The 25,677-nt window shown below is 61.2% G+C and carries 28 protein-coding genes; 20 read left to right on the forward strand and 8 right to left on the reverse strand.

Translation table 11 applies throughout. The features are described from left to right. Nucleotides 1-33: 33 nt before the first annotated feature. Both LOY52_RS06465 and olsB read right to left on the reverse strand, forming a co-directional pair. The gene (locus LOY52_RS06465; RefSeq protein WP_258678783.1) at nucleotides 34-828 is read right to left on the reverse strand and encodes a 1-acyl-sn-glycerol-3-phosphate acyltransferase; all 795 of its coding nucleotides are present in this window, start codon (nucleotides 826-828) and stop codon (nucleotides 34-36) included. Beyond that, nucleotides 828-1,583: an L-ornithine N(alpha)-acyltransferase gene (olsB, locus tag LOY52_RS06470; RefSeq protein WP_007963187.1), complete on the reverse strand. Its 756-nt coding sequence runs from the start codon at nucleotides 1,581-1,583 to the stop codon at nucleotides 828-830. The genes LOY52_RS06465 and olsB overlap by 1 nt, the downstream gene beginning before the upstream one ends. 153 nt (nucleotides 1,584-1,736) lie before the next feature. On the opposite strand from olsB, the gene LOY52_RS06475 reads away from it, so the two are divergent. From LOY52_RS06475 to LOY52_RS06495, 5 genes are all read left to right on the forward strand, one after another. After that, entirely contained in the window at nucleotides 1,737-2,618 is an 882-nt protein-coding gene (locus LOY52_RS06475) for an acyl-CoA dehydrogenase family protein (protein WP_258678784.1), read from the forward strand. A 138-nt stretch (nucleotides 2,619-2,756) separates the two neighbouring features. Next, the gene (locus tag LOY52_RS06480; RefSeq protein ID WP_258678786.1) at nucleotides 2,757-3,836 is read left to right on the forward strand and encodes a serine hydrolase; all 1,080 of its coding nucleotides are present in this window, start codon (nucleotides 2,757-2,759) and stop codon (nucleotides 3,834-3,836) included. Continuing rightward, nucleotides 3,833-4,138, forward strand: coding sequence for an amidase (locus LOY52_RS06485; RefSeq protein WP_258678788.1), 306 nt, complete (start codon nucleotides 3,833-3,835; stop codon nucleotides 4,136-4,138). The genes LOY52_RS06480 and LOY52_RS06485 overlap by 4 nt, the downstream gene beginning before the upstream one ends. A 142-nt stretch (nucleotides 4,139-4,280) precedes the next feature. Then, nucleotides 4,281-4,871, forward strand: a complete 591-nt coding sequence (locus LOY52_RS06490; RefSeq protein ID WP_258678790.1) for a YceI family protein — start codon at nucleotides 4,281-4,283, stop codon at nucleotides 4,869-4,871. Between the two features lies 1 nt (nucleotide 4,872). Beyond that, nucleotides 4,873-6,030 carry a phosphatidylserine/phosphatidylglycerophosphate/cardiolipin synthase family protein gene (locus LOY52_RS06495; RefSeq protein WP_258678793.1) on the forward strand — a complete coding sequence of 386 codons (1,158 nt, stop codon included), beginning with the start codon at nucleotides 4,873-4,875 and terminating at the stop codon, nucleotides 6,028-6,030. Nucleotides 6,031-6,134: 104 nt separating this feature from the next. On the opposite strand, the gene bglX is transcribed toward LOY52_RS06495, so the two are convergent. Then, the gene (gene bglX, locus LOY52_RS06500) at nucleotides 6,135-8,426 is read right to left on the reverse strand and encodes a beta-glucosidase BglX (RefSeq protein WP_258678795.1); all 2,292 of its coding nucleotides are present in this window, start codon (nucleotides 8,424-8,426) and stop codon (nucleotides 6,135-6,137) included. Nucleotides 8,427-8,684: 258 nt separating this feature from the next. On the opposite strand from bglX, the gene LOY52_RS06505 reads away from it, so the two are divergent. The 4 genes from LOY52_RS06505 to LOY52_RS06520 all read left to right on the forward strand — a co-directional run bounded on the left by LOY52_RS06505 (nucleotide 8,685) and on the right by LOY52_RS06520 (nucleotide 12,289). Further along, nucleotides 8,685-9,293, forward strand: a complete 609-nt coding sequence (locus LOY52_RS06505) for a LemA family protein (RefSeq protein ID WP_007963199.1) — start codon at nucleotides 8,685-8,687, stop codon at nucleotides 9,291-9,293. A 103-nt stretch (nucleotides 9,294-9,396) separates the two neighbouring features. Next, entirely contained in the window at nucleotides 9,397-10,149 is a 753-nt protein-coding gene (locus tag LOY52_RS06510) for a YgcG family protein (protein WP_258678797.1), read from the forward strand. Nucleotides 10,150-10,182: 33 nt separating this feature from the next. Further along, nucleotides 10,183-10,800 (forward strand): TPM domain-containing protein, encoded by a 618-nt coding sequence (locus tag LOY52_RS06515; RefSeq protein WP_027614420.1) that lies wholly within the window; start codon nucleotides 10,183-10,185, stop codon nucleotides 10,798-10,800. 271 nt (nucleotides 10,801-11,071) lie between these two features. Further along, complete coding sequence (locus LOY52_RS06520; protein WP_258678798.1) at nucleotides 11,072-12,289, forward strand: SAM-dependent methyltransferase; 1,218 nt, start codon at nucleotides 11,072-11,074, stop codon at nucleotides 12,287-12,289. A 122-nt stretch (nucleotides 12,290-12,411) separates the two neighbouring features. On the opposite strand, the gene LOY52_RS06525 is transcribed toward LOY52_RS06520, so the two are convergent. Further along, nucleotides 12,412-13,302 carry a DMT family transporter gene (locus LOY52_RS06525; protein ID WP_258678802.1) on the reverse strand — a complete coding sequence of 297 codons (891 nt, stop codon included), beginning with the start codon at nucleotides 13,300-13,302 and terminating at the stop codon, nucleotides 12,412-12,414. A gap of 325 nt (nucleotides 13,303-13,627) precedes the next feature. Here LOY52_RS06525 and LOY52_RS06530 point away from each other — a divergent pair, with 325 nt between their 5' ends. The 3 genes from LOY52_RS06530 to LOY52_RS06540 all read left to right on the forward strand — a co-directional run bounded on the left by LOY52_RS06530 (nucleotide 13,628) and on the right by LOY52_RS06540 (nucleotide 15,068). Further along, on the forward strand, nucleotides 13,628-14,209 hold the full coding sequence (locus tag LOY52_RS06530) for a DJ-1/PfpI family protein (protein ID WP_258678804.1): 582 nt from the start codon (nucleotides 13,628-13,630) through the stop codon (nucleotides 14,207-14,209). 13 nt (nucleotides 14,210-14,222) lie between these two features. Then, the gene (locus tag LOY52_RS06535) at nucleotides 14,223-14,528 is read left to right on the forward strand and encodes a ribbon-helix-helix domain-containing protein (protein WP_150370430.1); all 306 of its coding nucleotides are present in this window, start codon (nucleotides 14,223-14,225) and stop codon (nucleotides 14,526-14,528) included. Between the two features lie 195 nt (nucleotides 14,529-14,723). Further along, complete coding sequence (locus LOY52_RS06540; RefSeq protein ID WP_041070456.1) at nucleotides 14,724-15,068, forward strand: YegP family protein; 345 nt, start codon at nucleotides 14,724-14,726, stop codon at nucleotides 15,066-15,068. A gap of 131 nt (nucleotides 15,069-15,199) precedes the next feature. Here the strand turns inward: LOY52_RS06540 and LOY52_RS06545 are convergent, their stop codons facing one another. Together LOY52_RS06545 and LOY52_RS06550 are read right to left on the reverse strand one after the other, a co-directional pair. Continuing rightward, the gene (locus tag LOY52_RS06545) at nucleotides 15,200-16,084 is read right to left on the reverse strand and encodes a dihydrodipicolinate synthase family protein (protein ID WP_258679830.1); all 885 of its coding nucleotides are present in this window, start codon (nucleotides 16,082-16,084) and stop codon (nucleotides 15,200-15,202) included. Between the two features lie 22 nt (nucleotides 16,085-16,106). After that, entirely contained in the window at nucleotides 16,107-16,889 is a 783-nt protein-coding gene (locus tag LOY52_RS06550) for an aldolase (RefSeq protein WP_258678808.1), read from the reverse strand. Between the two features lie 106 nt (nucleotides 16,890-16,995). Between LOY52_RS06550 and LOY52_RS06555 the strand changes: the two genes are divergently transcribed. Beyond that, complete coding sequence (locus LOY52_RS06555) at nucleotides 16,996-17,538, forward strand: helix-turn-helix domain-containing protein (RefSeq protein WP_258678809.1); 543 nt, start codon at nucleotides 16,996-16,998, stop codon at nucleotides 17,536-17,538. 88 nt (nucleotides 17,539-17,626) lie between these two features. Here the strand turns inward: LOY52_RS06555 and LOY52_RS06560 are convergent, their stop codons facing one another. Continuing rightward, a complete protein-coding gene (locus LOY52_RS06560) occupies nucleotides 17,627-18,646 on the reverse strand; it encodes a DUF4917 family protein (protein WP_258678812.1) in 1,020 nt (339 codons plus the stop codon). 153 nt (nucleotides 18,647-18,799) lie between these two features. Here LOY52_RS06560 and yiaY point away from each other — a divergent pair, with 153 nt between their 5' ends. Then, on the forward strand, nucleotides 18,800-19,948 hold the full coding sequence (yiaY, locus tag LOY52_RS06565; RefSeq protein WP_258678813.1) for an L-threonine dehydrogenase: 1,149 nt from the start codon (nucleotides 18,800-18,802) through the stop codon (nucleotides 19,946-19,948). Nucleotides 19,949-20,092: 144 nt separating this feature from the next. Here yiaY and LOY52_RS06570 read toward each other — a convergent pair whose 3' ends face one another. After that, entirely contained in the window at nucleotides 20,093-20,581 is a 489-nt protein-coding gene (locus LOY52_RS06570) for a DMT family transporter (protein WP_258678815.1), read from the reverse strand. Nucleotides 20,582-20,658: 77 nt separating this feature from the next. On the opposite strand from LOY52_RS06570, the gene LOY52_RS06575 reads away from it, so the two are divergent. The 6 genes from LOY52_RS06575 to LOY52_RS06600 all read left to right on the forward strand — a co-directional run bounded on the left by LOY52_RS06575 (nucleotide 20,659) and on the right by LOY52_RS06600 (nucleotide 25,629). Then, nucleotides 20,659-21,570 carry a LysR substrate-binding domain-containing protein gene (locus tag LOY52_RS06575; RefSeq protein ID WP_258678818.1) on the forward strand — a complete coding sequence of 304 codons (912 nt, stop codon included), beginning with the start codon at nucleotides 20,659-20,661 and terminating at the stop codon, nucleotides 21,568-21,570. Between the two features lie 21 nt (nucleotides 21,571-21,591). Further along, nucleotides 21,592-22,326: a hypothetical protein gene (locus LOY52_RS06580; RefSeq protein ID WP_258678822.1), complete on the forward strand. Its 735-nt coding sequence runs from the start codon at nucleotides 21,592-21,594 to the stop codon at nucleotides 22,324-22,326. 37 nt (nucleotides 22,327-22,363) lie between these two features. After that, the gene (locus LOY52_RS06585; RefSeq protein ID WP_258678824.1) at nucleotides 22,364-23,080 is read left to right on the forward strand and encodes a hypothetical protein; all 717 of its coding nucleotides are present in this window, start codon (nucleotides 22,364-22,366) and stop codon (nucleotides 23,078-23,080) included. Between the two features lie 4 nt (nucleotides 23,081-23,084). Beyond that, complete coding sequence (gene fos, locus LOY52_RS06590) at nucleotides 23,085-23,501, forward strand: fosfomycin resistance glutathione transferase (RefSeq protein WP_258678825.1); 417 nt, start codon at nucleotides 23,085-23,087, stop codon at nucleotides 23,499-23,501. A gap of 60 nt (nucleotides 23,502-23,561) precedes the next feature. After that, entirely contained in the window at nucleotides 23,562-24,200 is a 639-nt protein-coding gene (locus LOY52_RS06595) for a LysE family translocator (RefSeq protein WP_258678827.1), read from the forward strand. Nucleotides 24,201-24,279: 79 nt separating this feature from the next. Further along, on the forward strand, nucleotides 24,280-25,629 hold the full coding sequence (locus LOY52_RS06600; RefSeq protein ID WP_258678831.1) for a bifunctional diguanylate cyclase/phosphodiesterase: 1,350 nt from the start codon (nucleotides 24,280-24,282) through the stop codon (nucleotides 25,627-25,629). Nucleotides 25,630-25,677 lie beyond the last annotated feature (48 nt).

A 25,677-nucleotide genomic window follows, 5' to 3' on the forward strand; every position in this document is an offset into this window, starting at 1 on the left:
TAGGAGCTGCCGAAGGCTGCGATCTTTTGCTATTCAGGCAGCGATCAATTCGCCGGCGCGACGTGGTTCGGCTGGTTTGGCGATATCACCAAACAACGCCTTCTGCACCGCCTGCTGCGCTTCGAACGCCAGCGCCGCACGTTCGCGGCCCTGACAGGCGATCGGCTTGAGCAGATGCACTTCGACATCGCCGCAATCATTGCTGAACAGACGCATCAGATGCGACAGCAGATCATCGTCACCAATGAACGGCGCCAACGCGTCGATTTCGCCATTGCGCAGATAACGGATCGCCACCGGTTGCAGCATCACCTGCGAATCGATGGCCGCCGACAGCAGGCGACCATGAAAGGTGCGCAGCGAGCGGCCATCGGTGGTGGTGCCTTCCGGGAACATCAGCAACGGATGTTGCGTTTGCAAGTGACGGGTCATCTGTTTGCGGATCAACTGGCTGTCGCCTGAACCGCGACGGATGAACAGACTGCCAGCCTTGGCCGCCAGCCAACCGGCTACCGGCCAGGTGCGCACTTCGGCCTTGGACAGAAACGACAGCGGCGTGAGCATGCCCAGCAGCGGAATGTCAGTCCATGACACATGATTGCTGACCCACAGCATCGGCTGCTTCGGCAGGTCGCCGTGCACGGTCACGCGAAAGGGCAGGGCATTGCTCAAACGCGCCATGAAAAACCGCGACCAGCGCTGCCGACGTTGCATCGAGTGCGCCAGGCCCAGACGTTCGAACACGCCGAAGACGCTGGCCATGGTCAAGCCCAGCGCCACCACCAGCAGCACCCGCGCGATCCGCGCGTACACGCGCAACCGGCTCATCACACGGCCGCCTTGAAGTGCTTGGCGTAGCGCGGGCAGAGTTCGTCGCGCTTGAGCAGGATGAACACGTCGGCGACCTGGAAATCTTCGTCCCAGCAAGGCTCGCCGCAGATCTTAGCGCCCAGGCGCATGTAGGCCTTGAGCAGCGGTGGCATTTCGGCGATCACGTTCGATGGAATATCCAGCGACGGCAGTGGATTTTTCGGCTCGGCGCGCAGGTGTTCGGTGCACAGATAACGTTCGCGCAGACGCTGCATGATTGCGTGGGCCTGTACGCCGCCGTCCTGCATCGGAATGCTTGCGCAACCCATCAGATAGCTGTAGCCGCCCTGATTCAACACTTCGGCCAGTTCACCCCAGAGCACGGCGATGGTGCCGCCGTTGCGGTAGGCCGGGTCGACGCAGGTGCGGCCGATTTCGAGGATCGGGCCTTGCAGATGGGCGAGGCCGTGCAGGCTGAATTCTTCTTCGCTGTAGAACTTGCCCAAGCTGCTGGCGGCGGTGTGATCGAGCAAACGAGTAGTGGCGACCAGACGTCCGGTGTTCAGGTCACGCACGCCGATGTGGCTGCAGTGAACATCATAGTCATCCATGTCCAGACCCAGTTCCGCGCCTTTCAGCTTGGCGTTGAACTCGCCGCTGAATACGCTGAAGCGCAAGGCCTGGGCTTGCTGCAAGGCCTCGGCGCCGATCAGGCGTTCGGCTTGCAGGCGGCGTTCATTGCCGGTGTCGCTGATGCGGGCGATCTGAGTCATTTGAATCTCCGTACGGGCCTTGAACCCGTCGTGGGTTGCAGCCGATCGACTTTCTTTATGCAGCCATGTTGTGCAAAGTCAGGCTATGTAGCCCCGGTGTCATCACCGTGAACGTTTGGTGATGCTTGTATGACAGCCCACAAGGAGCCTCTTATGCCCTGGCCCAGCTTGCTCGAAAGCCATGAACGCCTGCCCGCCGTGACTGATCTGGCGGAAGGTTTCGCCACCTTGCTGCATCAACTGGGCAACGTGACGCCGTTCGAACTGGCGGTGGCCGGAGGGCGGCGGATGGCGACGCCGGGGCTGGCATTTCTGGTGGGGTATCAGGCGGCGTTGCGCATGCTCTGGCCGAGCGCGCCGCCGAGTCTTGGCGCGTTGTGTGCGACCGAGCAGCGCAGCCTGCGCCCGGCGGACATGCAGACGCGTCTCAGTGATTTGCGCTTGAGCGGGCGCAAGGATTTCGTCACCGCCGGGGATGCAGCGGACTGGCTGCTCATCGCCGCGCGCAGTGAAGAACCCGGTGAAACGCCGCGCCTGAGTCTGGCGGTGGTCTATCCCGGTGAGCCCGGCGTGCGCGTGGAAAAACTCCCGGCACTGCCGCTGATGCCGGACATCAGTCACGGTCGGCTGCATCTGGACGGCGCATTGTGCGAGTTGCTCGCGGGGGATGGCTGGGACGCTTATGTAAAGCCGTTTCGCACCCTGGAGGATGTCTACGTGCTGAGCGCGATGACCGCGTGGTTGTATGGCGTCGGTCAGGACAGCGGCTGGTCGCAGCCGCTGCTGTTGCGCTTGCTGGCGCTGTTGGCCGGATGCGCGGAAGCGAGTCGCCAACCGCCGAACAATCCGGCCGGGCATGTGCTGTTGGGCGGGTTGTTTGAGCAGTTTGATGCGTTCAAGCCCGAGATCGATCAAGCGTTGAGCGCGGGTAATCCGGAGTGGGCGCAGATGTGGCAGCGTGATCAGGGAGTGATGCAGTTGGCAGCCGGCGCGCGGGCCAAGCGCCTGGCCAAAGCCCTGCACATTTCCCTGTAGGAGCTGCCGTAGGCTGCGATCTTTTTGATCTTTAAAAGCACAAGCAAAAGATCGCAGCCTGCGGCAGCTCCTACAGTGATCGGCATATTGTCATTTGTCTGGGCCATGATTTTTGCATCCTTCGGTTGAGACTTTTCCATGTGCAAAGGCCTGTCCCTGTTTCTGCTGCTGATCAGCTTCACGGTCCAGGCCGGGCAATGGCCCGGTGAGCAATGGCCGACTGGCGCAAAAATCAGCGGCGCAGCGGTCGAGGCATTAGAGACCTACGCCTTCCCACCCCGCGACGACAGCACCCGCCAAGGCATCCGCACTGATGCGCTGCTGATCATCCGCGACGGTCAGTTGATCTACGAACGCTACGCCGGCCCGACCCGTGCCGAGACCCCGCACCTGACCTGGTCGATCAGCAAAAGCCTGATGGCCACGGTACTCGGCGTGGCGTATGGCGAAGGCCTGTTCAAACTGGATGATCCGGTTTCGAAGTTTTATCCGGCGCTGGAAAAACATCCGGCGATCACCGTGGCGGATCTGCTGCACTGGGCTTCCGGGCTGGACTGGCAGGAAGACTACGAATACGCCCCGCTGAAATCCTCGGTGGTGGCGATGCTCTACACCCGTGGGCATCGCGACATGCCTGGGTTCACCGCCGATCACGATGCCTACGCGCCACCGGGGCAGGCGTTCCGTTACTCCAGTGGCGACAGCAATCTGCTGGCGGCGGCGCTGAAAAACATGGTTGGCCCGCAGCGTTATCCCAACTATCCATGGACCGCGTTGTTCGAGCCGCTGGGCATCCGCCACGCCGTGTGGGAAACCGATGCCGGCGGCACCTTTGTCGCGTCCTCTTATGCCTATCTCACGGCGCGGGATCTGGCGCGGGTCGGCCTGCTGATGGCCCGCGACGGGCGCTGGAATGATCGACAGTTGTTACCCAAGGATTGGGTCGCCTTCAACCGCGAGCCTTTTGCCGGCTATAAGGCGCATCAGGACGAAGCGGTACCCGGCGGCCAGTGGTGGCTCAATCGTCCGGCGGATGGCGCCGCCGCGCCGTGGCCCGACGCGCCGCCCGACACCTTCGCCGCCCTCGGCCACTGGGGCCAGGCGCTGTATGTGATCCCCAGCGAAAAACTGGTGATCGTGCGCTACGCCGATGATCGCGACGGCAGCTATCGCCATAACGAACTGCTCAAACGCGTGATCCAGGCGGTGCAGCCATGAGGTTGTTCAAGCGGGTGTTGCTGCTGGCGCTGATCGTGCTGCTGGGCTGGATCTGGCTCGAACGGGAAAACCTGTGGGCGTTCCCCGACATCATCAGCGCGTACACGGCCAAGGAATATTGTTCGTGTCGCTACGTGATGAATAACGATGCCGAATACTGCCGGGGTTATGTGAAACAGTGGCTGCCGACCAGCGAATTCAGCGATGACAGCGCGAGCAAAACCATCACCGTCAGCGGCATGGGCCGCAGTAATCGTGCGCAGTGGTTGAGCGAACGGCAGGGCTGCCGTTTACAGCCTTGAAAGATCGCAGCCTGCGGCAGCTCCTACAGGTTTTGCATTCCATGTAGGAGCTGCCGAAGGCTGCGATCTTTTGATCTTGATGTTGCAATAACTTTGTGGGCGGTTAAGGTTCGTGCAGGTTTATCGCCCGCACGAGTGTTCAATGTTCAACCGCTCCCTCTATAAAGCCTTCGCCAGTCTGCTGCTGGCCGCGGCCGCGTTGCCGGCGCAGGCCAACTGGTATCTGGATGGCGAGTCGTCGCGGCTGTCGTTCGTCAGCACGAAAAATGCCCACGTTTCCGAGGTGCAGCGCTTCCTGGTGTTGCACGGCAAGGTCGATCCGGATGGCCGCGCTGAAGTCGAAGTTGAGCTGGATTCGATCAACAGCGGCATCCCGCTGCGCGACGAGCGCATGCGCAAGGAGCTGTTCCAGATCGAGCAATTCCCCGAGGCGACCATCAGCACCCAAATCGACCTGCGCCCGATCAACGATCTGGCCCCCGGTGCGCAGCTGGAATTGCGGCTGCCGCTGACCGTCAACCTGCACGGCAAGCAACATGAATACCCGGCAGAGTTGCTGGCCACCCGTCTCGATGACCGACGTTTTCAAGTGGTGACCCTGGAACCGCTGGTGATCAACGCCGAGGATTTCGACCTGGTGCCGGGCCTGGAAACTCTGCGTAATCTGGCCGGCTTGTCGGCCATCAGTCTGTCGGTGCCGGTGGGTGCGGTGCTGATTTTCACGGCGCGCTGACATGCGCGGCGCGGTGTTTCCGTGGCGTGACGGCAACCGGTTCGAACTGTTGATCGACGGCCCGCAATTCTTCCCGCGCATGCTGGTGGAGATTGCCCGCGCCGAGGAGCAGGTCGAACTGGAACTGTATCTGGTGGAGGCGGGCGCTTGTGCCGAGGCCGTGGTTCAGGCGCTGGTCCAGGCTGCCGAGCGCGGCGTGCGGGTACGCTGCCTGTTCGATGACTACGGCAGTCTCGCGTTTACCCTGCACCTGCGTCAGCGCCTGACCAAAGCCGGGGTCGAACTGCGTTTCTACAATCGCCTGAACTGGCGGCGCTGGGTCGGCAACTTCTATCGCGATCACCGCAAATTGCTGCTGGTCGATCAGCGTCTGGCGGTGGTCGGTGGCACCGGTGTCACCGATGAGTTCTGGACGCCGGGGCAGGACAGCAGCGAATGGCACGAAGTGATGGTGGAAATCAGCGGCCCGCTGGTGCTCGACTGGCAAGTGCTGTTCGACCGCCAATGGATCGCCAACCGCCATCGCCGGGCGTGGAAACCGTCGGCGCATGTCGGCCTGCCACGCTTGCCCAAGGTTCCGGACATGGGCGAGGGCATGGGCCGTGTGGCCTATGCCGATGCCCGTCAGCATCGCGACATTCTGCAGTCGCTGTTTCGTGCACTGAACAGCGGGCAGAAACGCATCTGGATGGCCACCCCGTATTTCCTGCCGACCTGGAACATCCGCCGCTCGCTGCGCAAGGCCGCTGCCCGTGGTGTCGACGTGCGGTTATTGCTGACCGGGCCGCGCACCGATCACCCGTCGGTACGTTACGCCGGCCATCGTTACTACCCGCGCCTGCTCAAGGCCGGGGTGCAGATCTTCGAATATCAGCCGTGCTTCCTGCACCTGAAAATGGTCCTGGTGGACGAGTGGGTGAGCATCGGTTCGTGCAACTTCGATCACTGGAACCTGCGCTTCAATCTGGAGGCGAACCTGGAAGCGCTGGACCCGTCGTTGACGGCAGCGGTGGTGCAGAGTTTCGAGAAGGATTTCGGCCTGAGTCAGCAGGTCAGTCTGGAAGAGTGGCAGCGCCGGCCGTTGTGGCGGCGAGTGAAGCAGCGGATCTGGGGGTGGGTGGATCGGCTGGTGGTCAACATTCTCGACAGACGCGGATAAGGCAAAAGCAAGATCAAAAGATCGCAGCCTGCGGCAGCTCCTACAGGGTGCACACCCTCCCAATGTAGGAGCTGCCGCAGGCTGCGATCTTTTGCTTTTAACGGTTACAGCAACTCAAAGCTCTGCTGCGTCACATCCTGCGAATCCAGGCCGATCTGCACGTTGAACTTGCCAGGCTCGGCCGCGTACTTGAGCTGGGCGTTGTAGAACTTCAGGTCATCCTCGGTGATGGTGAAGTGCACGACTTTCTGTTCGCCGGCCTTGAGCATGACTTTCTGGAAGTTCTTCAGTTCTTTCACCGGGCGAATCATCGAACCGGCGACGTCCTGGATGTACAGCTGCACCACGGTTTCGCCGTCACGTTTGCCGGTATTTTTCAGGGTGACACTGGCATCGAGCTTGCCGGTCTTGTTCAGCGTGGTTGACGACAGCGCCATGTCGCTCAGCGTGAACCGGGTGTAGCTCAGGCCGTAACCGAACGGGAACAGGGGACCGGTGGTGTCATCGAAATACTGCGAGGTGTAGTTGCCCGGTTTGCCCGGCGTGAACGGCCGGCCAATGCTCAGGTGGTTGTAGTAGGTCGGGATCTGGCCCACGGAACGCGGGAAGGTCACCGGCAGTTTGCCCGAAGGGTTGTAGTCGCCGAACAGCACGTCGGCGATGGCGTTACCGCCCTCGGTGCCGCTGAACCAGGTTTCCAGAATCGCATCAGCCGACTGGTTCTCTTCGAGGATGGTCAGCGGACGGCCGTTCATCAGTACCAGTACCAGTGGTTTGCCGGTGGCTTTCAGGGCACGGATCAGCTCGCGCTGATTTTCCGGGATGTTCAGGTCGGTGCGGCTGGAGGATTCGTGGGACATGCCACGGGACTCGCCAACGGCGGCGACGATCACGTCAGCGTCCTTGGCTGCTTTCACCGCTTCGTCGATCAGCACGTTGGCCGGGCGCGGATCATCGACCACTTCCGGGGCGTCGAAGTTGAGGAAGTTCAGGTAATCCAGAACCTTCTTGTCGCTGGTGATGTTCGCGCCACGGGCGTAGATCAGATTCGCCTTGTCGCCGATCACTGAGCTCATACCGTCGAACAGCGTCACCGACTGCGCAGGTTTACCCGCAGCGGCCCAACTGCCCATCATGTCGATCGGAGCCTTGGCCAATGGGCCGACCAGCGCGACTTTCGCGTCTTTCTTCAGCGGCAGGGTGTCGTTCTGATTCTTCAGCAGCACCAGGCTGCGCCGCGCGACGTCACGCGCTTCGGCGCGGTGCAGACGGCTTTCGGCGTAGGTGTCGGCCGGATCATCCTCGGCCTTGCCGATGCGCAGGTACGGATCCTTGAACAGGCCCATGTCGTACTTGGCGGCGAGCACTTCGCGCACCGCGTTGTCGATGTCTTTCTGTTCAATTTCGCCGGACTTGAGCAGCCCCGGCAGCTCTTTGCCGTACAGGGTGTCGTTCATGCTCATGTCGATGCCGGCCTTGATCGCCAGCTTCGCCGCTTCGCGACCGTCGGCGGCCACGCCATGCTTGATCAGTTCGAAGATCGCCCCGTGGTCGCTGACCGCCAGGCCCTTGAAGCCCCAGTCCTTGCGCAACAGGTCGTTCATCAGCCAGGTGTTGGCGGTGGCCGGAATGCCGTTGATCGAGTTCAACGCCACCATCACCCCACCGGCACCGGCGTCGATCGCCGCGCGGTACGGTGGCAGATAGTCCTGGTACATCTTCACCGGGCTCATGTCGACGACGTTATAGTCGCGACCGCCCTCGACCGCGCCATACAGGGCGAAGTGCTTGACGCTGGCCATGATGCTGTCAGCCGCGCTCGGCGTGTCGCCCTGATAGGCCTTGACCATCACTTTGGCAATGCGCGAGGTCAGGTAGGTGTCTTCACCGAAGCCTTCGGAACTGCGGCCCCAGCGCGGATCGCGGGAGATATCGACCATCGGCGCGAAGGTGATGTCGAGGCTGTCGGCCGCAGCTTCCTTGGCGGCAACGCGCCCGGACTGGCCGATGGCGTCCATGTCCCAGCTCGACGCCAGGGCCAGCGGAATCGGGAAAATCGTACGGTGACCATGGATCACGTCGTACGCGAAAAACATCGGAATCTTCAGGCGACTGCGCATCGCCGCGTCCTGCATCGGACGGTTTTCCGGGCGGGTGATCGAGTTGAACGTACCGCCAATGTTGCCGGCGGCGATCTCTTTGCGGATCAACTCACGGGGCATTTCCGGGCCGATGCTGATCAGGCGCAACTGGCCGATCTTTTCATCGAGGGTCATTTGTTTCATCAGATTGCTGATGAACGCGTCCTTGTTTTCCAGGGGTACCGGGGTCGTGGCGGCCAATACTTGATGACTGGCCAGGCTGACGAACAGGCCCAGCAAACACAGCTTCTTCATGAATATTTTTCTCAAGGGCCCAAGCGGCAATGCAATGCCGGCCAGCCAAAAGTTAGGGAGCGACTATTGTTGTTCGGGTGCAGGCTCAAAATGACCGAGCCAAAAACGCCCGCCGACACTCGGCTGCGTTTGCGCAGGGCCTCTTTTTAGCCCATCGGCCCGTTGCAATCCAGTGGCGCGGCCGATTATGCCCCAACCGCTGATGCAGAAGGTTTCACGGTCGGTTTTTTATGAAATACGCCAGGGAGCATCACTTTGATGAATGTCAGTCCAACCTACCGCTCGCGTCTGCAGGTCGCCACGCTGCTGGTGCTTGCCACGTTGTTGACCGCGTGCGGCATCAACAATATCCCGACCCTCGACGAACAGGCCAAGGCGGCGTGGGGCCAGGTCCAGAACCAGTACCAGCGCCGTGCCGACCTGATCCCCAATCTGGTGGAGACCGTCAGAGGCTACGCCAAACATGAAGAGGCGACCCTGACCGCAGTGGTCGAGGCCCGGGCCAAGGCGACGTCGATCCAGGTCGATGCCAGCACCCTCGACAACCCGGAAAAACTCAAGCAGTTTCAGCAGGCACAGGATCAGTTGAGCGGCGCGCTCAGCCGTTTGATGGTGGTCTCCGAGCGCTACCCGGACCTCAAGGCCAACCAGAACTTTCTGGCCCTGCAATCGCAGCTCGAAGGCACGGAAAACCGGATTGCCGTGGCGCGGCGCGATTTCATTCTGGCGGTGCAGAAGTACAACACCGAGATCCGCACCTTCCCCGGTCGCCTCTGGCACAGCGTGATGTACAGCGACCTGCCGATCCGCGAAACCTTCGAAGCCACCACCCCCGGCGCGGAAAAGGCCCCGGAAGTGAAGTTCTGACAACCCCCTGTAGGAGCTGCCGCAGGCTGCGATCTTTTGCTTTTAAAGATCAATAGATCGCAGCCTGCGGCAGCTCCTGCACAGGGAACGGTGGAGGGTTTTCATGCGTGTGTTGAAGATAGGCCTGGTGCTGATGCTGTGGCTGTTCGCCCTCAGCGCCCGGGCCGAGTTGACGTTCCCGGCGCTGAGCGGGCGGGTGGTGGACGAGGCGCAGATGCTCGAGTCGTCGGTGCGCGCCCAGTTGAGCCAGCAATTGCAGGCTCACGAGCAGGCCACCGGCGAGCAGTTGGTGGTGGTCACGGTGCCTGATCTGCAGGGCACCACCATCGAGGATTACGGCGTGCAACTGGGCCGGCACTGGGGCATCGGCCAGAAAGACAAGAACAACGGCGCGCTGCTGATCGTTGCCCGGGACGAGCGCAAACTGCGCATCGAAGTCGGTTACGGGCTGGAGGATCGGCTGACCGATGCACAGACCTCGGTGATCATCCATCAAGTGATCACTCCGGCGTTCAAGTCCGGCAATTTCAGCAAGGGCATCAGCGACGGCGTGGCGGCGATGCTGGTGGTGCTCGGCGGCAATCCGCTGGACGAACCGTCGACGGTGTATGAGTCGAGCGGCGATCCGCAGAGCGATTTTGTCTCGCGTCATCCGCTGTTGTTCGTTTTTCTGGTGGTGTTGTTCATCCTGACCGTGTTTGTCTGCCAGATGCTCGGTATCCTTCCCGCCGGCCGTGGTGGCTCCGGCGGCGGGGGCGGTTTCGGCGGCGGTGGATTTGGCGGCGGCGGTGGAGGCGGGGGCTTCAGCGGCGGCGGGGGCAGTTTCGGCGGCGGTGGTTCGTCCGGCGGCTGGTGAACACACAACAATAATGATCAGGCACTTTTCGACATGGCATTACTGACTGAACACGAACAACGCAAAGTCGCCGAGGCGATTGCCCGGGTCGAGCGCGACACCGACGCCGAACTGGTCACCGTGCTGGCGGCCCGCGCCGACGACTACGCGTACATCCCTCTGCTGTGGGCCAGCCTGCTGGCGCTGCTGGTACCGGGTATCGTTCATTACCTGACTGGCTGGCTGACGATGCACAGCCTGTTGCTGGTGCAGTGGGGACTGTTCATCGTCCTGTGCCTGCTGTTTCGCTTGCCGAAAATCACCACCCACCTGATCCCGCGCCGCGTGCGCCACTGGCGCGCATCGAACCTGGCGCGGCGGCAGTTCCTCGAACAGAACCTGCACCACACCGTCGGCAGCACCGGGATGCTGATCTTTGTCTGCGAGGCCGAGCGCTACGTGGAGATTCTGGTGGACGAGGGGATTTCCCGGCGGCTGGATAACAAGAGCTGGGACGCGATTGTCGCCGCGTTCACCGAGCAGGTGCGGCAGGGGCGCACGCTTGAGGGCTTTGTGACCTGCATCGAGGCCTGCGGTGAATTGCTCAAGGTGCACGTGCCGGTGACACAGGTGAGGAATGAATTGCCCAATCGGTTGATTGTGTTGGGTTGAGTCTCTGGGCGCAGTCATTCCCTGTGGCGAGGGAGCTTGCTCCCGCTGGGGCGCAAAGCGGCCCTGAAACCGGTAAACGCGGTCTGTCTGGTTCAAGTAATCGCCTGTTTTAACGACTGCTGCGCAGCCGAGCGGGAGCAAGCTCCCTCGCCACAAAAGACCCAGTGCATTAGGTTCTTGTGCCGTTGGGTAAATAAGAGCGTGTCCCCAACCGCCATCCCCCCTAAAATACCGGCCATTCCCGATTTCGCCTGCCCGAGGCCGCTTGTCCATGTCCGTTACTGCCCCTTCCACCAAACCCACGCCAGACCACCACGCCCAGTTCATCGAGCTGCTGCAAACCAGCCTCGAACACAACGGGTTCATCAAACTGGTGCTGGCCAAGTACGTGGGTGAAGAGGCGGATCTGCAGCGGATCATCATCAAAGCGGTGACGGTCAAGGCGCAGCCCAACCTGTCGTTCGTCTATCGCTACAAGACCCGTGACATCACCAAGAATCTGCCGCTGAGCGAAGGCGTGGCGGTGATTGCCGAGCTGTTGCCGGCCGCGTTCAAGAATGCGCATTTGCTGACCGTGACCGACGAAGCCCAGCTCGAATACAGCAAAAAGGGCAAGAGTTCGCTGTTCAAGAGCAAACCTCAGCAATTACGTGAAGCACCGTCCGCCGAGCACAACCGTGAGAAAAACCGTTTTCTGGACTTGAGCCGGCCGTTCCTCAAGGACCTGGGCGTGACCAACGCGCAGCACGAGCTGATCCCGGCGATGTCGCGCAAGTGGAAGCAGATCAACAAGTTCATCGAAGTCTTCAGCCACGCCCTGACCTCGTCACCGCTGGCGCTGGACAAACCGGTGCGGGTGGCGGATTTCGGTTCGGGCAAGGGCTACCTGACGTTCGCCATCCACGATTACCTGCGCAACACGCTCAAGGCCGAAGGCGAAGTCACCGGCGTCGAGCTGCGCGAAGAAATGGTCAACCTGTGCAACGCCGCCGCGGCGAAACTGGAGCACCCGGGCCTGGTGTTCAAGTGCGGTGACGTGCGCAGCGTGGCGCCGAGCGAACTGGACGTGATGATCGCCCTGCATGCCTGCGACATCGCCACCGACTACGCGATTCACACCGGCATCCGCTCGGGCGCGTCGATCATCATGTGCTCGCCGTGCTGCCACAAACAGATCCGCCTGCAGATCCAGAGCCCGGCGTTGCTCAAGCCGATGCTGCAATACGGCCTGCACCTGGGCCAACAGGCGGAAATGGTCACCGACAGCCTGCGCGCGCTGTTCCTCGAAGCCTGCGGTTACGAGACCAAAGTGTTCGAGTTCATCTCGCTGGAGCACACCAACAAGAACAAGATGATTCTCGCGGTGAAACGCGCCGAGCCGGCGGAGCCGGCTCAGTTGCTGGTGAAGATTCAGGAGCTCAAGGATTTCTACAACATCAGCGAGCACTGTCTGGAAACCCTGCTGCGCGCCGACGGCTTCCTTGCCTGATACCCTGATACTGATCCAGCACGAAACCCTGTAGGAGCTGCGGCACGCTGCGATCTTTTGATCTTTGAAGACAACATCAAAAGATCGCAGCGTGCCGCAGCTCCTACAGAGCTATGCGTGCGTCATGCAGTGGCTGGCTGGGCAGGGCGCACGGCGGTCTTGCGCCCGAGCATCACCGTCGCGATCACCCCGCAGGCAAACACCCAGGTGATCGGCTCGACATGTTCACCAAAGAACAGCGCCGAGAACGCGATGGTGAAAAAGATCTGCAGCAACTGGATCTGACTGACCCGCGCAATCCCGCCCATCGCCAGCCCGGCGTACCAGGCGAAGAAGCCGAGAAACTGCGAGAACAGCGCCACGTAGCCGAACGCCCACCAGGTTTTGGCTGACACCGCGCCGTGATGTTGCAGCGCCAGGTACAGCACCGGGCCGATCAGCAGCGGCGTCGACAGCACCAGCGCCCAGCAGATCACCTGCCAGCCGCCCATTTCCTTGGCCAACCGGCCCCCCTCGGCATAACCCAGACCACCGACGGCAATCGCGCCGAGCATCAGCAAGTCCCCGGCCTGAATGCTCCCGGCTCCGGTGTACAACGCGTAGCCGAGCACCAGCGCACTGCCCAGCGCGGCGCAGACCCAGAAGGCTTTTGACGGGCGTTCATGGGACAACCAGGCGGCATACAGCGCCACGCACAGCGGCTGCAAACCGTTGACCAGGGCGCCGTGGGACGCCGGCAAGGTCTGCATGGCCCACGCCGACAGCACCGGGAAGCCAAGAATCACCCCGGCGATCACCAGGCTCAGGCCTTTGATCTGCTGCCAGCTCGGCCACTTCTCGCGCCGCCACAGCAACAGCGCCGCCGCTGGAATTGCTGCGAACAGCGCCCGGCCAAGGCCGTTGAGCAACGGATGCAGTTCCTGCACCACGATCCGGGTGAAGGGCAGGGTCAGGCTGAAAATCACAACCCCGAGCAGGCCGAGGGCCATGCCGGTGTTTTCGCGCGAGGACATGATGAGAACCAGAATAGAAGGTGGCAGGGGATTGCCTTAATCAAGCCATAAACCGGGGCGCTCGGGCTGGTACAGCCAGGCACAGAGTTATCCATACAGTTGGATCTCCTGTGGCGAGGGAGCTTGCTCCCGCTGGGCAGCGAAGCGGCCCCCGCTTTTTTCAGGAAAACTGTGCAAACAGGTTTTGCGCCTGCTGCGCAGTCGAGCGGGAGCAAGCTCCCTCGCCACAATGGCGGGGAGGCGTAGTAGCCGGTTGTTACCCGCCCGAAACAATAAGGTCTACCTTGAATACTCCTGCAAGCCCATTCCCAGAGGAGTCCTCCCCATGGCCGCGAAAAAAATCCTGATGCTGGTCGGCGATTACGTCGAAGACTACGAAGTGATGGTGCCGTTCCAGGCCCTGCAAATGGTCGGTCACACTGTGCACGCGGTGTGCCCGGACAAGGCTGCGGGCAAGACTGTGCGCACCGCGATCCATGACTTCGAAGGCGACCAGACTTACAGCGAGAAACCGGGTCACCTGTTCGCCCTTAACTTTGATTTCGCCAAGGTTGCCGAGGCCGATTACGACGCGCTGCTGATCCCCGGCGGACGAGCGCCGGAATATCTGCGCCTGAACCAGAAAGTCCTGGAACTGGTGCGCGCCTTCGACAAGGCCGGCAAGCCGATTGCCGCGGTCTGCCACGGCGCGCAATTGCTGGCAGCAGCGGGCGTTCTCGAAGGGCGCGAATGCAGCGCCTATCCGGCCTGCGCCCCGGAAGTGCGACTGGCCGGTGGCACGTTCATCGATATCCCGGTGACCGACGGCCACGTTCAAGGCAATCTGGCGACTGCGCCAGCCTGGCCGGCGCATCCGAACTGGCTGGCCGGTTTCCTCGGCCTGCTCGGCACCAAGATCACCCTGTAACGAGGATCCGCCGATGTGCGAGCTCTACGTCAAGGCCGACCCGATTCTCTACGAATCCCGCTCGCGCTCGCTGCGCATCTGCGGCGTGGTGACGACGCTGCGCCTGGAAAACCAGTTCTGGGACATCCTCAGCGAAATCGCCGAAGTCGATGGCATGACCACCAATCAACTGATTGCCAAGCTGTATGAAGAGGTGATGGATTATCGCGGGGAGGTGGTGAATTTTGCCTCGTTCCTGCGGGTGAGTTGCACGCGGTATCTGAGTCAGCGGCGGGTGAGTGCGCCGGAGTTGTCGGTGGTGCGGGCGGGGGTGAAATAGCCAACACCGCGGTGACGCCTCCGCGAGCAGGCTCGCTCCCACATTGGTTACCGAGTGCTCACCTATTTTTGTGATCACTGGAGATCTACTGTGGGAGCGAGCTTGCTCGCGAAGAGGCCATTACAGGCGACAGAAATCCTTGGCTGGTCTTTACTCACTGGCGCAAAACCTTTCAACCGCCAAGGAGAAACGAGCATGTCCGGATGGTACGAAGTGAGCAAAAGCAGCAACGGCCAGTTCAGGTTTGTACTGAAGGCCGCCAACGCTGAAACCATTCTCACCAGCGAGCTCTACACCACCCGCGCGGCTGCCGACAGCGGCATTGCTTCGGTGCAGACCAATAGCCCGCTGGATGAACGCTATGAGAAAAAGACCACCAAGGATGGTCATCCTTACTTCAACCTCAAGGCCGCCAACCACCAGATCATCGGCAGCAGCGAGTCCTATTCCAACGACGCCGCGTGTGCCAAAGGCATCGCCAGCGTCAAGGCCAACGGGCCGAGCAAAGTGATCAAGGACAAGACCTTGCCGGTGCTCTGAACCCGGCACATCCCTCTGCAGGAGCTGCGGCACGCTGCGATCTTTTGATCTTGATGGTAAAGATCAGGATCAAAAGATCGCAGCCTCGTTTCACTCGACAGCTCCTACAGGGTTTTTTGTGTTGCCTGAGATCAGCGCAGGGTTTTCAGGAGGGTTTGCAGCTGCGTTTGAGCCGTCTCGCTCAGTGGGAATACCGGTAGTCGTGGAGCGCCGACTTCCAGCCCGGTTTCACGCAATCCAGCCTTGATCGTCGCCGGCAAACCGCCCTTGAGGATGAAGTCCAGCAGCGGCAACTGGCGATAGAACAGTTCGCGCGCCCGTTCCAGATCACCGGCCAGCGACGCCGCGTACAGATCCAGATTCAGCTGCGGGATCAGGTTCGGCGCGGCGGTGCACCAACCCTTCGCCCCGGCGGCAAACGCTTCCAGCGCCAGCGGATTGCAGCCGTTGTAGAACGGCACCTGACCGTCGCCCAACAGTTGCAGCTTGTGCATGCGCTGAATGTCGCCGGTGCTCTCCTTGACCATGGTCACGTTTTCCACGCCGTTGACGATGCGCAGAATCAGTTCGACCGACATGTCAGTACCGCTGGTGGCCGGGTTGTTGTAGAGCATGATCGGCACGCCGATGTTGTCGCCGATGGCGCGGTAGTGCGCGAGGATTTCCGCTTCAGTCAGCTTCCAGTACGACGCCGGCAGCACCATCACCACGTCAGCGCCGTGGGCTTCAGCGAAGCGTGCGCGACGCACGGCTTTGGCGGTGGTCAGATCGGAGACGCTGACGATGGTCGGCACCCGTTTGGCCACGTGTTTGATGCTGAACTCGGCGACCTGATCCCATTCGGCGTCGCTCAGATAGGCGCCTTCGCCGGTGCTGCCCAGCGGGGCGATGGCATGGACGCCGCTGTCGATCAGGCGATCGATCGATTGGCCGAGGGCCGGCAGATCCAGGCCTTCGCCGTGGGTGCCGAACGGGGTGATGGTGTAGCCGATGATGCCGTGAATATTGGACATGATGAGTCTCCGGGAAAAGCTGAAATCAGTTCAGGCAATCGGCGTGTTGCCGCAGGTTCTGCCGGGCGTAGTAGTTGAAGGCGGCGGCGTGGCGTTTGGGTTTCGATACCCAGTCATGGGCCTCGCGCCCCAGTTCCGGGATGATCGGCTTGATCGTCCCGGCGGCCATCGCCAGCAGCTGCAGTTTGGCGGCGCGCTCGATCAGTTGGGCGATGACACAGGCCTCTTCGATCGTGCTGCCGGTCGACAGCTGACCGTGGTGCGAGAGCAGAATTGCGCGCTTGTCGCCCAGCGCACCGGCGATCAGTTCACCTTCTTCGTTGCCCACCGGCACGCCCGGCCAGCCTTCGAGAAACGCGCAGTCGTCGTACAGCGGGCACAGGTCCATGTGGGAAATTTCCAACGGCACTTCCAGCATCGACAGCGCCGCAATGTGCGTCGGGTGGGTGTGGATGATGCAGTTCACGTCCGGCCGGACGCGGTACACCCAGCTGTGGAAACGGTTGGCCGGGTTGGCCATGCCGTGGCCTTCGAGCACTTCCAGGTCTTCGTTGACCAGCAGCAGATTGCTCGCGGTGATTTCATCGAAACCCAGGCCCAGTTGCTGAGTGTAATAGGTCCCCGGTTGTGGGCCGCGAGCGGTGATCTGTCCGGCCAGACCGGAGTCATGACCGCTCTCGAACAGGATCCGGCAGGTCAGCGCCAGCTTTTGCCGGTCAGTCCACGTATTATCCGCCAGGGTGTTTTGCATCCGGGTCAACGCTTGCTTGACCAGTTGCTCTTTGGGTAGTGCTAATGTCTTGGCCATGTCGGTGTCCTTTGGGTGATTGCAAATGACACGAAAGAGCCTATATGACACAAAGTGTCATAAGCAAGTATAAATCGTCGTTTCCTTGATGGAATAACTGCTGCGCATGTCTATCCGTTTGAAATTGTTGAGAAAAAAACTTGGCGTAACGCTTGAGGCGCTGGCGGAAAAATCCGGCATGACCAAGAGTTATCTGTCGAAGGTCGAGCGCGGGCTGAACACCCCGTCGATTGCGGCCGCGCTGAAATTGGCGAAGGCGCTGAATGTGAAGGTCGAGGAATTGTTCTCCGAAGACAACGTCAGCCTCGACAGCTACAGCCTGGTGCGCAGCCACGAACGCCAGTCACTGGCGGCCAACGATCAGAGCCCGGGGTATGCGGTGCTGGCGCATCAGGTCAGCGAACGCAACCTGCTGCCGTTCATCATCTACCCGCCGTGCGAATTCACCGACAAGACCTTCAAGGAGCATTTGGGCGAGGAGTTTCTGTTCGTCCACGAAGGGCAGGTGGAAGTGGATTTCATGAACGAGCGGGTGCTGCTCGAACGTGGTGATGCGCTGCACTTCAACGCGCAGAAGCCGCACCGGATCAGGTCGGTGGGCGAGGTGCAGGCGCAGTTGCTGGTGGTGGTGCACAGCAGCGAAGAATGAACCTGGAAATCAAAAGATCGCAGCCTGCGGCAGCTCCTACACTGATCTCTGTAGGAGCTGCCGCAGGCTGCGATCTTTTGATCTTGCTTCAAACCTCGACGGGCACCGACAACTTCGGATTACCCAACGCATGCGTCCTCGCATCAAAAAACCGCAACGCAATCCCGGTGCCCTCGAACACCTTGGCGTAATGCCGTTTCTGATGCTGAATGAACGCCGCACTGCGCGGATAAATCGAGATCGCCACGCTCGCCGGTTTCGCCAGACGCAGCGCCCTGACGATGTGAGCATCCTGCTCGCCCAAGGCATGACCGAAGATGCACAGGTTCTGCGCGTGTCCCAATAACTGCTCATAACAGAACGACAGATAATCCGAACTGCGGATGGTCTTGAGCTTGTCTGCGCTCGGCCCTTCGTTGACGAACAGCGGCACGTCGTCGAGGGTCTTGATCGTGTTGTTGATCGCAAAACTGCCGAGCAGGGTGCCCTCGGTCGAGGTCAGTTTGCGCGCGGTGCCGTCCTGATTGCGCACCAGGTGCAGACCGCCGTGCAGGTACAGCAGACGCGGTTTGGCGCTGCTGCTTGCGCTCAGATCGAAACTGGCATCGGGACCGTTGAACAGGTCGTCGATCGCCTCGCTGCGGTGCTGGATCGCCCAGTAGCTGAGCAGGTCGTAATTGGTGGTGAACACCGTGCGATAACGCGCCAGTTCTTCATTGAGCGTGGCCAGAGTCGAGGCCTGCACCAGGCGCCAGGGAATGTGCACGGCGTGTACGGTGTTGATCAGCGCTTCCTTGATCGCGTAGTAGCGATTGCGCGGTGCCGCCGAGCTGACCGCCAGCGCCTTGTTGACCCGGCTGGTGGTTTTCAGCGCACCGAGCACCTGCTCGAAGCTGCGCGTCTGCATCGCGTCGAACACGCTCAGTTCCGACGGGCTCAGCGGTTTCTCCTCCACGGTGCGCGCGTTTTCGAACAGCGAGTCGTAGCCGAAATCGTCCCACACCGCGCGGCTGGCGCCATTGCCCACCAGCAGACCGTTGAAGTCGGCGGTGGCGCGCAGGGCGCTCCAGTCTTCGAGGGTGGCATCGACGTCCAGAAAATCGGTCATTGCGTGGGCAGTCTCAAAACAAGGGGCGGATGGACGGCGACTTTATCACGAGCGGGCATTGAGCCAGATCAACATCGGTGGTGACCGATCGGTCGATCCTGTGCACATCCGCCGGATCGGAGCAGTCGATTCGGCCCCAGTCAGGAGACGCGCATGAGCAGCACCTTTTTCATTCCGGCGGTAAACATCATGGGCAACGGATGCCTCGACGAAGCCATGGTCGCGATTCGCAACTACGGCTTTCGCAAGGCGCTGATCGTCACCGACGCGGGGCTGGCCAAAGCCGGCGTGGCGACCATGCTTGCCGAAAAACTGGCGATGCAGGACATCGATTCGGTGATCTTCGATGGCGCCAAACCGAACCCGAACATTGCCAACGTCGAGTCCGGGTTGGCGTTGCTCAAGGACAGTCGCTGCGATTTCGTGGTGTCGCTGGGCGGCGGTTCGCCCCATGACTGCGCCAAGGGCATTGCCCTCTGTGCGACCAACGGCGGGCAGATCCGCGACTACGAAGGCGTCGATCAATCGAGCAAGCCGCAACTGCCGCTGATCGCCATTAACACCACCGCCGGCACCGCCAGCGAGATGACCCGTTTCTGCATCATCACCGACGAGTCGCGCCACGTGAAAATGGCCATCGTCGACCGCAACGTCACGCCGCTGCTGTCGGTCAACGACCCGGCCCTGATGGTCGCCATGCCGAAAAGCCTGACTGCCGCCACCGGCATGGACGCGCTGACCCACGCCATCGAGGCCTATGTGTCGACCGCGGCCAACCCGATCACCGACGCCTGCGCGCTGAAGGCCATGACCCTGATCAGCAACAACCTGCGCCTGGCCGTGCGTGACGGCAGCGATCTCGCCGCGCGGGAGGACATGGCTTACGCGCAGTTCCTCGCCGGCATGGCGTTCAACAACGCATCGCTCGGCTACGTGCATGCGATGGCCCACCAGTTGGGCGGTTTCTACGACTTGCCCCATGGCGTGTGCAACGCCGTGCTGCTGCCGCATGTGCAGACCTTCAACGCGTTGATCTGTGCCGAACGCCTGACTGACGTCGCTCACGCCATGGGTGCGGACATCCGTGGTTTCAGCCCGGAAGAGGGCGCTCAGGCGGCGATCAACGCGATCCGTTGTCTGGCCAAAGACGTCGAGATTCCGGGTGGCCTGCGTGAACTCGGCGCCAAGCTCAGTGACATCCCGGTGCTTGCCACCAACGCGCTGAAAGATGCATGCGGCCTGACCAACCCACGGGCGGCGGATCAGCGGCAGATCGAGGAGATTTTCCGTAACGCGTTTTGAGATGCGCCGTCCTGGTATTTTCAGCAGAGCTCACTGGCCCCTTCGCGAGCAGGCTCGCTCCCACAGTTGAAATGCGATCATTGTGGGAGCGAGCCTGCTCGCGAAGACGGACTCGTCAACACCACAAAACCATGAGCTCTCAGATCAGCCAACCGCTGCTACATTCCGCTCAAACACCCCACCAAACTGAATCAACACCACCCCGCCAATCAGCAACAACGCCCCCAGCGCGCGCGATAACGTCAGCTGTTTCTCCACCAGTCCGAACAGCCCGAAGTGATCGAGCAGCATCGACGCAATCACCTGCCCGGCCAACGCCAGCGCCACAAATCCCGACGCGCCGAGCTTCGGCAGCAACATCACCGCCAGCGCCACAAAACACACGCCGAACGCACCGCCAGCCCACATCCACAACGGTGCCTTGCTGATAAACCCCAGCGACGGCAGCGGCAGGCGCAACGCCAGAATCACCGGCAACAGCACCAACACACTCACCAGCAACGAGGCAAAAGTTGCCCATAGCGGATGGCCGAGCCCCCGCGCCAGGTTGCTGTTGATCGCACTTTGAAACGGCACCACCGCCCCGGCAAACGCGGCCAGCAGCAACAAACCGGCCCACTGCAACGTACTCATGATCACTCTCCAACAGGTTTTGCTGGACTCTACGGTATTCGTCGCGCAGATTTAAATTCCGTTTTGTCATCCAGAACATGCACAAGATGAATGAACTGCGCCGTATCGATCTCAACCTGCTGGTGGTCCTAGACGCCTTGCTCAGCGAGCAACACGTCACCCGCGCCGCCGAGCGGCTACACCTGAGTCAACCGGCGGTCAGCCATGCGCTGGCGCGTCTGCGCGACTTGCTCGGCGATCCGCTGCTGGTGCGCGCCGGTTCGACGCTGGTGCCCACGGCGCGGGCGCTGGAGCTGGTTGCGCCACTGGCCGAAGCGTTGGCCCAGGTGCAATCGCTGTTGGCGCCGAACACTTTCGATCCGGCCACTGCGCGGCGGACCTTTCGCGTGGCGATGTCCGACTACGGCGCGGCCATCATCCTGCCCGGGCTGATCCGCACCTTGCGCCGAGAGGCGCCGGGCATCGACCTGCAAATCAGCCATGCCAGCCGCGAAGGCATGCTGGAGGGTGTGCTCAACGGTGACATCGATTTGGCCGCCGGGGTGTTTCCGGAAATGCCCAACGAGTTGCGTAGCAGCGTGCTGTTCGAAGAGCGCTATGTCTGCCTGCTGGATCGCCGCAGCTTGCCGGCCGACGGCGTACTGGATTTGCCGACCTACCTGTCGCGCCCGCACGTTCTGTTGGAAATGCGCGGCAGCGGCACCCCGGAAATCGAACGGGCGCTGACCTCATTGCGCGAACGCCGCCGCGTCGCCATCAGCCTGCCGCACTGGAACGTCGCGCCGCAGTTGATCAGCGGTACGGATCTGATTCTCACGGTGTCGTCGCGCAGCGTGCGCGAGATTGATCAACAGGAGCTGATTGTGCTGCCGCCACCGTTCGAGATTGCGCCGTTCACGTTTGTGCTGGCGTGGCATAAGCGCCGGGGTGGGGATCAGGCGTTGAACTGGTTGAATCGCCGGATTGAGGAGGGGATAGTGCGCGGCTGAAACGTTATCAAGGAGTGGGATGTGACAGTGAAGTCTGGATGGATCGGGTGGGTGGCCCTGAGTGGGTGGTTGATGGCGGGGCAGGTGTTGGCCGAGTGCACGCCGCCAGCGGTGACAGGACAGTGGGATTTTTCGGTCTGCAAGGATTGGCCTGTCGATCCGCCCCTGACGATCAATGCGATAGCAAAGTTTGATCCGGATCCGGTGTACGCCCATGGCGACAGAATTGGCACTTACGATCTGGATTTATCCCTCTCGTCAGCCGACAACTTGAAACCGCTCGCTACTCATCATCGATCGTCCGCATTCCAGACTGACGCCTTCGCGCTGGAGAGCCTGGAACTGGACACTGCGCGCTACAAACTCACTTCTAACCTTCGTGCCTTTGGCGTCCGGGCAATTTTCAAAGGATCTTCGCGCGTCAATCCTCTGGATGAAACCCAGCTGTCGCTCTATGTGAAAGAAGGCGGCAAACTGCGTTCGGTACTGGATCGGCTGCTGGTTTACAGCTTCAGCGGCGAGTGGGATGGCAATTGCGCAGGCGAACGTGCGACCACTGTCAGCACGATCGAGATAGGTAAAACCAGCTCTCACGGATTTGCCGATCTGATCGTCAAATCGGTCACCACCAGCGTGAGTGGCGAGGGGTCGCCGGACAATTGCGAAATGAAGACCACGAGCAATAAACCGGTGCTGACCACTCTGCACTACGACGGACAATCCTACGTTTTGCCAAACGGTTTCCAAGGCACATAACCCGCCAGCCAGACACGACACTTATCAAGGAAGAACCATGCTTAACCCCACCAGACTCCTGATCGCCCTCGGTTTCCTGGCCATCACCACCCAAGCCCACGCCGCCTGCACCACCAAGCGTTTCGACGGCAAATCCATGTCACGCTGCAACGTCTGGCCGGCGTTCCCGAGTCAGGCGATTTCGGTCAAATCCACCTATCTGGCCGATTCTGGCGGCGACGATGCCGGGGCGTTCGATCTGGAGCTGGCGCTGCTCAATGCGAGCAACGCCAAACCGATCGCCACCTACCGTAAGCCGGGGGCCTACAACTCCGATGCCGTGCGTCTGGATGATGTACGCATCGATACGGCGCGCTACCGATTGACGCCGGATATCCGCGCTTTTGGTCTGCGCGCGAAGTTCGTCCACAGTTTCCAGGCCATTCCCTACGAGAAAACCGATTTGGCGCTGTATGTGCGCGAGGGCGACGAGTTGCGTCCGGTGCTTGAAGGCCTGGTGGTCTTCAAGGACAACGGTGAGTTCGTGAATGACTGCGAGGGCTACAGCAAGAAAATCCGCCGGACGCTCGAGATCGCTCCGACGAGCCACAATGGTTTCGCCGATCTGATCGTCACCACCAGCGGCAGCAAGATGAAAAACACCCGGTCCGGCAGTCAGTGCGTTTCGACAAACACCGACCTGAAGAAAAAACAGATCACCCTGACGTACGATGGCCAGCAGTACAACGTTCCTGAAGACCTCAGAGGTTACTGACCCCATGCTTACCGGCCTCAACCACCTGACCCTCGCTGTCAGCGATTTGCCCCGCAGCCTGGCGTTCTATCGCGATGTATTGAGTCTGCGCGTCGAAGCCACATGGGATGCCGGTGCCTACCTGACGCTGCCGGGGCTGTGGTTGTGTCTGTCGCTGGATGCGCAACGCACTTCTGAGCCGTCCGTCGACTACACCCATTACGCTTTCAGCCTCGCTGAAGCGGATTTCCCGTTATTCGTGCAGAAGCTAAAAGCGGCGAATGTGCGGGAGTGGCGTGACAACCGCAGCGAAGGTGCGTCGTTCTACTTTCTCGATCCCGATGGCCACAAGCTTGAGGCTCACGTCGGCGATCTGGCTTCGCGACTGACAGCCTGTCGGTTGAAACCGTACTCGGGCATGCGTTTTTACGACGCGTCGTGATCAGACACATTGGGCTGATATAGACTGGCCATCATTTGTACTGGCGCCAGCAGGTTTTTCATGACTCCATCGCTGCTAATGGCCGTTCTGGCCTCGGGTTTCATCTACGGCATCACGCCTGGGCCGGGCGTTCTGGCAGTGTTCGGCATTGGCGCGGCGCATGGGCGACGGGCCGGGGCGGGATTTCTCTGCGGGCATTTGCTTGGCGATGTGGTCTGGTGCAGCACCGCGCTGATCGCCATCGTCGGCGCCCGGGAAATCGGCAGCACCGCGTTCGATGTCCTCGGCGTGCTCAGCGGCTTGTACCTGTTCTGGCTCGGCTGGCGTGCAGTGCGGACCAAACGGCGCAGCGATGATCAGCCGCAAGGCGCAGCGCGTCAGCCGTTCTGGCACGGCATCCTGTTCGGCCTGACCAATCCCAAGGCGTACCCGGTGGCGGTGGCGACGTTTACCGCGCTGCTGTCGAGTCGCGCCGAACTGCTCAACTGGTCGATGCTGCCGGCGCTGATCGCCCTGAGCTTCTTCGGCGGGTTGCTGGCTTACGCTATCTTGATCGGCGTTGTCGGCGCCCGACGGGTACGCACGCTGTATCAGCGTCACGAGCTGATGATCACTCGATTGTGCGGGGTGATGTTCATCGGTTTTGCCATCAATGCGCTGGTGCATGCGCTGCCGGGATTGCTGCCGAACAAGGCTTGAAGTTGTGTGCAGGGATGCGTGAACAAAGGGTCAGGGATGGTTGAACAGTGCTGCATTGTCCGGACACCCACGCTGAACCATGGAAAGCCGAAATTCCGCGCCGTTGACGAGTTATATGGACCTGTTGCTCGATGCCGTCTGTGCGGTGGACAGGCAGGGCCGTTTCGTTTTTGTCAGCGCCGCCTGCGAGCGTATTTTCGGTTATACGCCTGACGAGTTGATCGGCCGGTCGATGATCGAGCTGGTGCATCCCGCAGACCGCCAGCGCACCCTCGCCGCCGCCCGCGACATCATGGGCGGCGAACCCAAGCACAATTTCGAAAACCGTTACGTGCGCAAGGATGGCCGCATCGTCAACATCCTCTGGTCGGCACGCTGGTCGGAGGTCGATCAGCTGCGCATCGCCGTGGCCCGCGACATCACCGAGCGCAAGCAGGCGGAATCGCGTCAGGCTGCGCTGTATGCGATTTCCGAAGCGGCGCATGTCGCCGAAGACTTGCTGGCGCTGTTCAAACGCATCCACCTGATCATCGGCGAATGGTTGCCGGCGCTGAATTTCTCCGTGGCGCTGTACGACGAGCACTGTGCGCAGCTGAGTTTTCCTTATCACGTCGATGACCACGAATTGCAGCCCGAGCAACCGGGCACCGTCACCGGGCGTTTGTGTGCGGAGGTCATCCGCAGCGGTCAGCCTATTCTGCTGACGCCGGACAGCCCCGACGCCTCGCCCGACTTCGCGGCGCTGGTGGCGGGGCAGGATTCACCGTGCTGGCTCGGTGTGCCGCTGAATTCGAAGAACGGCACCATCGGTGCGCTGATTGTCAAAAGCCTGCCGGGCGGCGAGCGTTACACCGAGCAGGACAAGGAACTGCTGCAATACGTCTGCGCCCAGGTCGCCACCGCTATCGAGCGCCAGCAGCTGCACGCGCGGCTCAAACGCATGGCGCAGTACGATCAACTGACCCAGTTGCCCAATCGCGGGTTGCTCAAAGACCGTCTCAAGGCTGCGCTGGCCGCTGCCCGCGAAACCTCGGGAAATATGGCGCTGCTGTACGTCGATCTGGATCGCTTCAAACAGGTCAACGACACCTTTGGCCATGCGGTCGGCGACATGCTGCTGCAAACGGTGGCGAGTCGGCTCAAGGGCTGCGTACGCGACACTGATACCGTGGCGCGCATCGGTGGCGACGAATTCGTGGTGCTGTTGCACAGCGTTCACGCCGCTGAAGACGCCGACAGCGTGGCCGGAAAAATTCGCCAGGTGCTGATGCAGCCGATGCGGCTGGACGGTCACAACCTGTGCATCGAGCCGAGCATCGGCGTGGCCCGTTATCCCGAACATGGCCGCGAAGAGCAACAACTGTTCCGGCACGCCGACCAGGCGATGTACGCCGCCAAGCGCCTCAATCATCGGGTAGTGGATAGCTGAACCAGTGCGCGCCGTTCGTCGCGGCGCGGGCAACTTTTCTAAACCTTT

The organism is Pseudomonas sp. B21-051 (assembly GCF_024748795.1).
GTDB classification, from domain to species: domain Bacteria; phylum Pseudomonadota; class Gammaproteobacteria; order Pseudomonadales; family Pseudomonadaceae; genus Aquipseudomonas; species Aquipseudomonas putida_A.

Bases quoted from the DNA above. Each gene is read 5' to 3' on its own strand.
- LOY52_RS06465 (WP_258678783.1), bottom strand. From the start codon at position 828: ATGAGCCGGTTGCGCGTGTACGCGCGGATCGCGCGGGTGCTGCTGGTG.
- olsB (WP_007963187.1), bottom strand. From the start codon at position 1,583: ATGACTCAGATCGCCCGCATCAGCGACACCGGCAATGAACGCCGCCTG.
- LOY52_RS06475 (WP_258678784.1), top strand. From the start codon at position 1,737: ATGCCCTGGCCCAGCTTGCTCGAAAGCCATGAACGCCTGCCCGCCGTG.
- LOY52_RS06480 (WP_258678786.1), top strand. From the start codon at position 2,757: ATGTGCAAAGGCCTGTCCCTGTTTCTGCTGCTGATCAGCTTCACGGTC.
- LOY52_RS06485 (WP_258678788.1), top strand. From the start codon at position 3,833: ATGAGGTTGTTCAAGCGGGTGTTGCTGCTGGCGCTGATCGTGCTGCTG.
- LOY52_RS06490 (WP_258678790.1), top strand. From the start codon at position 4,281: ATGTTCAACCGCTCCCTCTATAAAGCCTTCGCCAGTCTGCTGCTGGCC.
- LOY52_RS06495 (WP_258678793.1), top strand. From the start codon at position 4,873: ATGCGCGGCGCGGTGTTTCCGTGGCGTGACGGCAACCGGTTCGAACTG.
- bglX (WP_258678795.1), bottom strand. From the start codon at position 8,426: ATGAAGAAGCTGTGTTTGCTGGGCCTGTTCGTCAGCCTGGCCAGTCAT.
- LOY52_RS06505 (WP_007963199.1), top strand. From the start codon at position 8,685: ATGAATGTCAGTCCAACCTACCGCTCGCGTCTGCAGGTCGCCACGCTG.
- LOY52_RS06510 (WP_258678797.1), top strand. From the start codon at position 9,397: ATGCGTGTGTTGAAGATAGGCCTGGTGCTGATGCTGTGGCTGTTCGCC.
- LOY52_RS06515 (WP_027614420.1), top strand. From the start codon at position 10,183: ATGGCATTACTGACTGAACACGAACAACGCAAAGTCGCCGAGGCGATT.
- LOY52_RS06520 (WP_258678798.1), top strand. From the start codon at position 11,072: ATGTCCGTTACTGCCCCTTCCACCAAACCCACGCCAGACCACCACGCC.
- LOY52_RS06525 (WP_258678802.1), bottom strand. From the start codon at position 13,302: ATGTCCTCGCGCGAAAACACCGGCATGGCCCTCGGCCTGCTCGGGGTT.
- LOY52_RS06530 (WP_258678804.1), top strand. From the start codon at position 13,628: ATGGCCGCGAAAAAAATCCTGATGCTGGTCGGCGATTACGTCGAAGAC.
- LOY52_RS06535 (WP_150370430.1), top strand. From the start codon at position 14,223: ATGTGCGAGCTCTACGTCAAGGCCGACCCGATTCTCTACGAATCCCGC.
- LOY52_RS06540 (WP_041070456.1), top strand. From the start codon at position 14,724: ATGTCCGGATGGTACGAAGTGAGCAAAAGCAGCAACGGCCAGTTCAGG.
- LOY52_RS06550 (WP_258678808.1), bottom strand. From the start codon at position 16,889: ATGGCCAAGACATTAGCACTACCCAAAGAGCAACTGGTCAAGCAAGCG.
- LOY52_RS06555 (WP_258678809.1), top strand. From the start codon at position 16,996: ATGTCTATCCGTTTGAAATTGTTGAGAAAAAAACTTGGCGTAACGCTT.
- LOY52_RS06560 (WP_258678812.1), bottom strand. From the start codon at position 18,646: ATGACCGATTTTCTGGACGTCGATGCCACCCTCGAAGACTGGAGCGCC.
- yiaY (WP_258678813.1), top strand. From the start codon at position 18,800: ATGAGCAGCACCTTTTTCATTCCGGCGGTAAACATCATGGGCAACGGA.
- LOY52_RS06570 (WP_258678815.1), bottom strand. From the start codon at position 20,581: ATGAGTACGTTGCAGTGGGCCGGTTTGTTGCTGCTGGCCGCGTTTGCC.
- LOY52_RS06575 (WP_258678818.1), top strand. From the start codon at position 20,659: ATGCACAAGATGAATGAACTGCGCCGTATCGATCTCAACCTGCTGGTG.
- LOY52_RS06585 (WP_258678824.1), top strand. From the start codon at position 22,364: ATGCTTAACCCCACCAGACTCCTGATCGCCCTCGGTTTCCTGGCCATC.
- fos (WP_258678825.1), top strand. From the start codon at position 23,085: ATGCTTACCGGCCTCAACCACCTGACCCTCGCTGTCAGCGATTTGCCC.
- LOY52_RS06595 (WP_258678827.1), top strand. From the start codon at position 23,562: ATGACTCCATCGCTGCTAATGGCCGTTCTGGCCTCGGGTTTCATCTAC.
- LOY52_RS06600 (WP_258678831.1), top strand. From the start codon at position 24,280: ATGGAAAGCCGAAATTCCGCGCCGTTGACGAGTTATATGGACCTGTTG.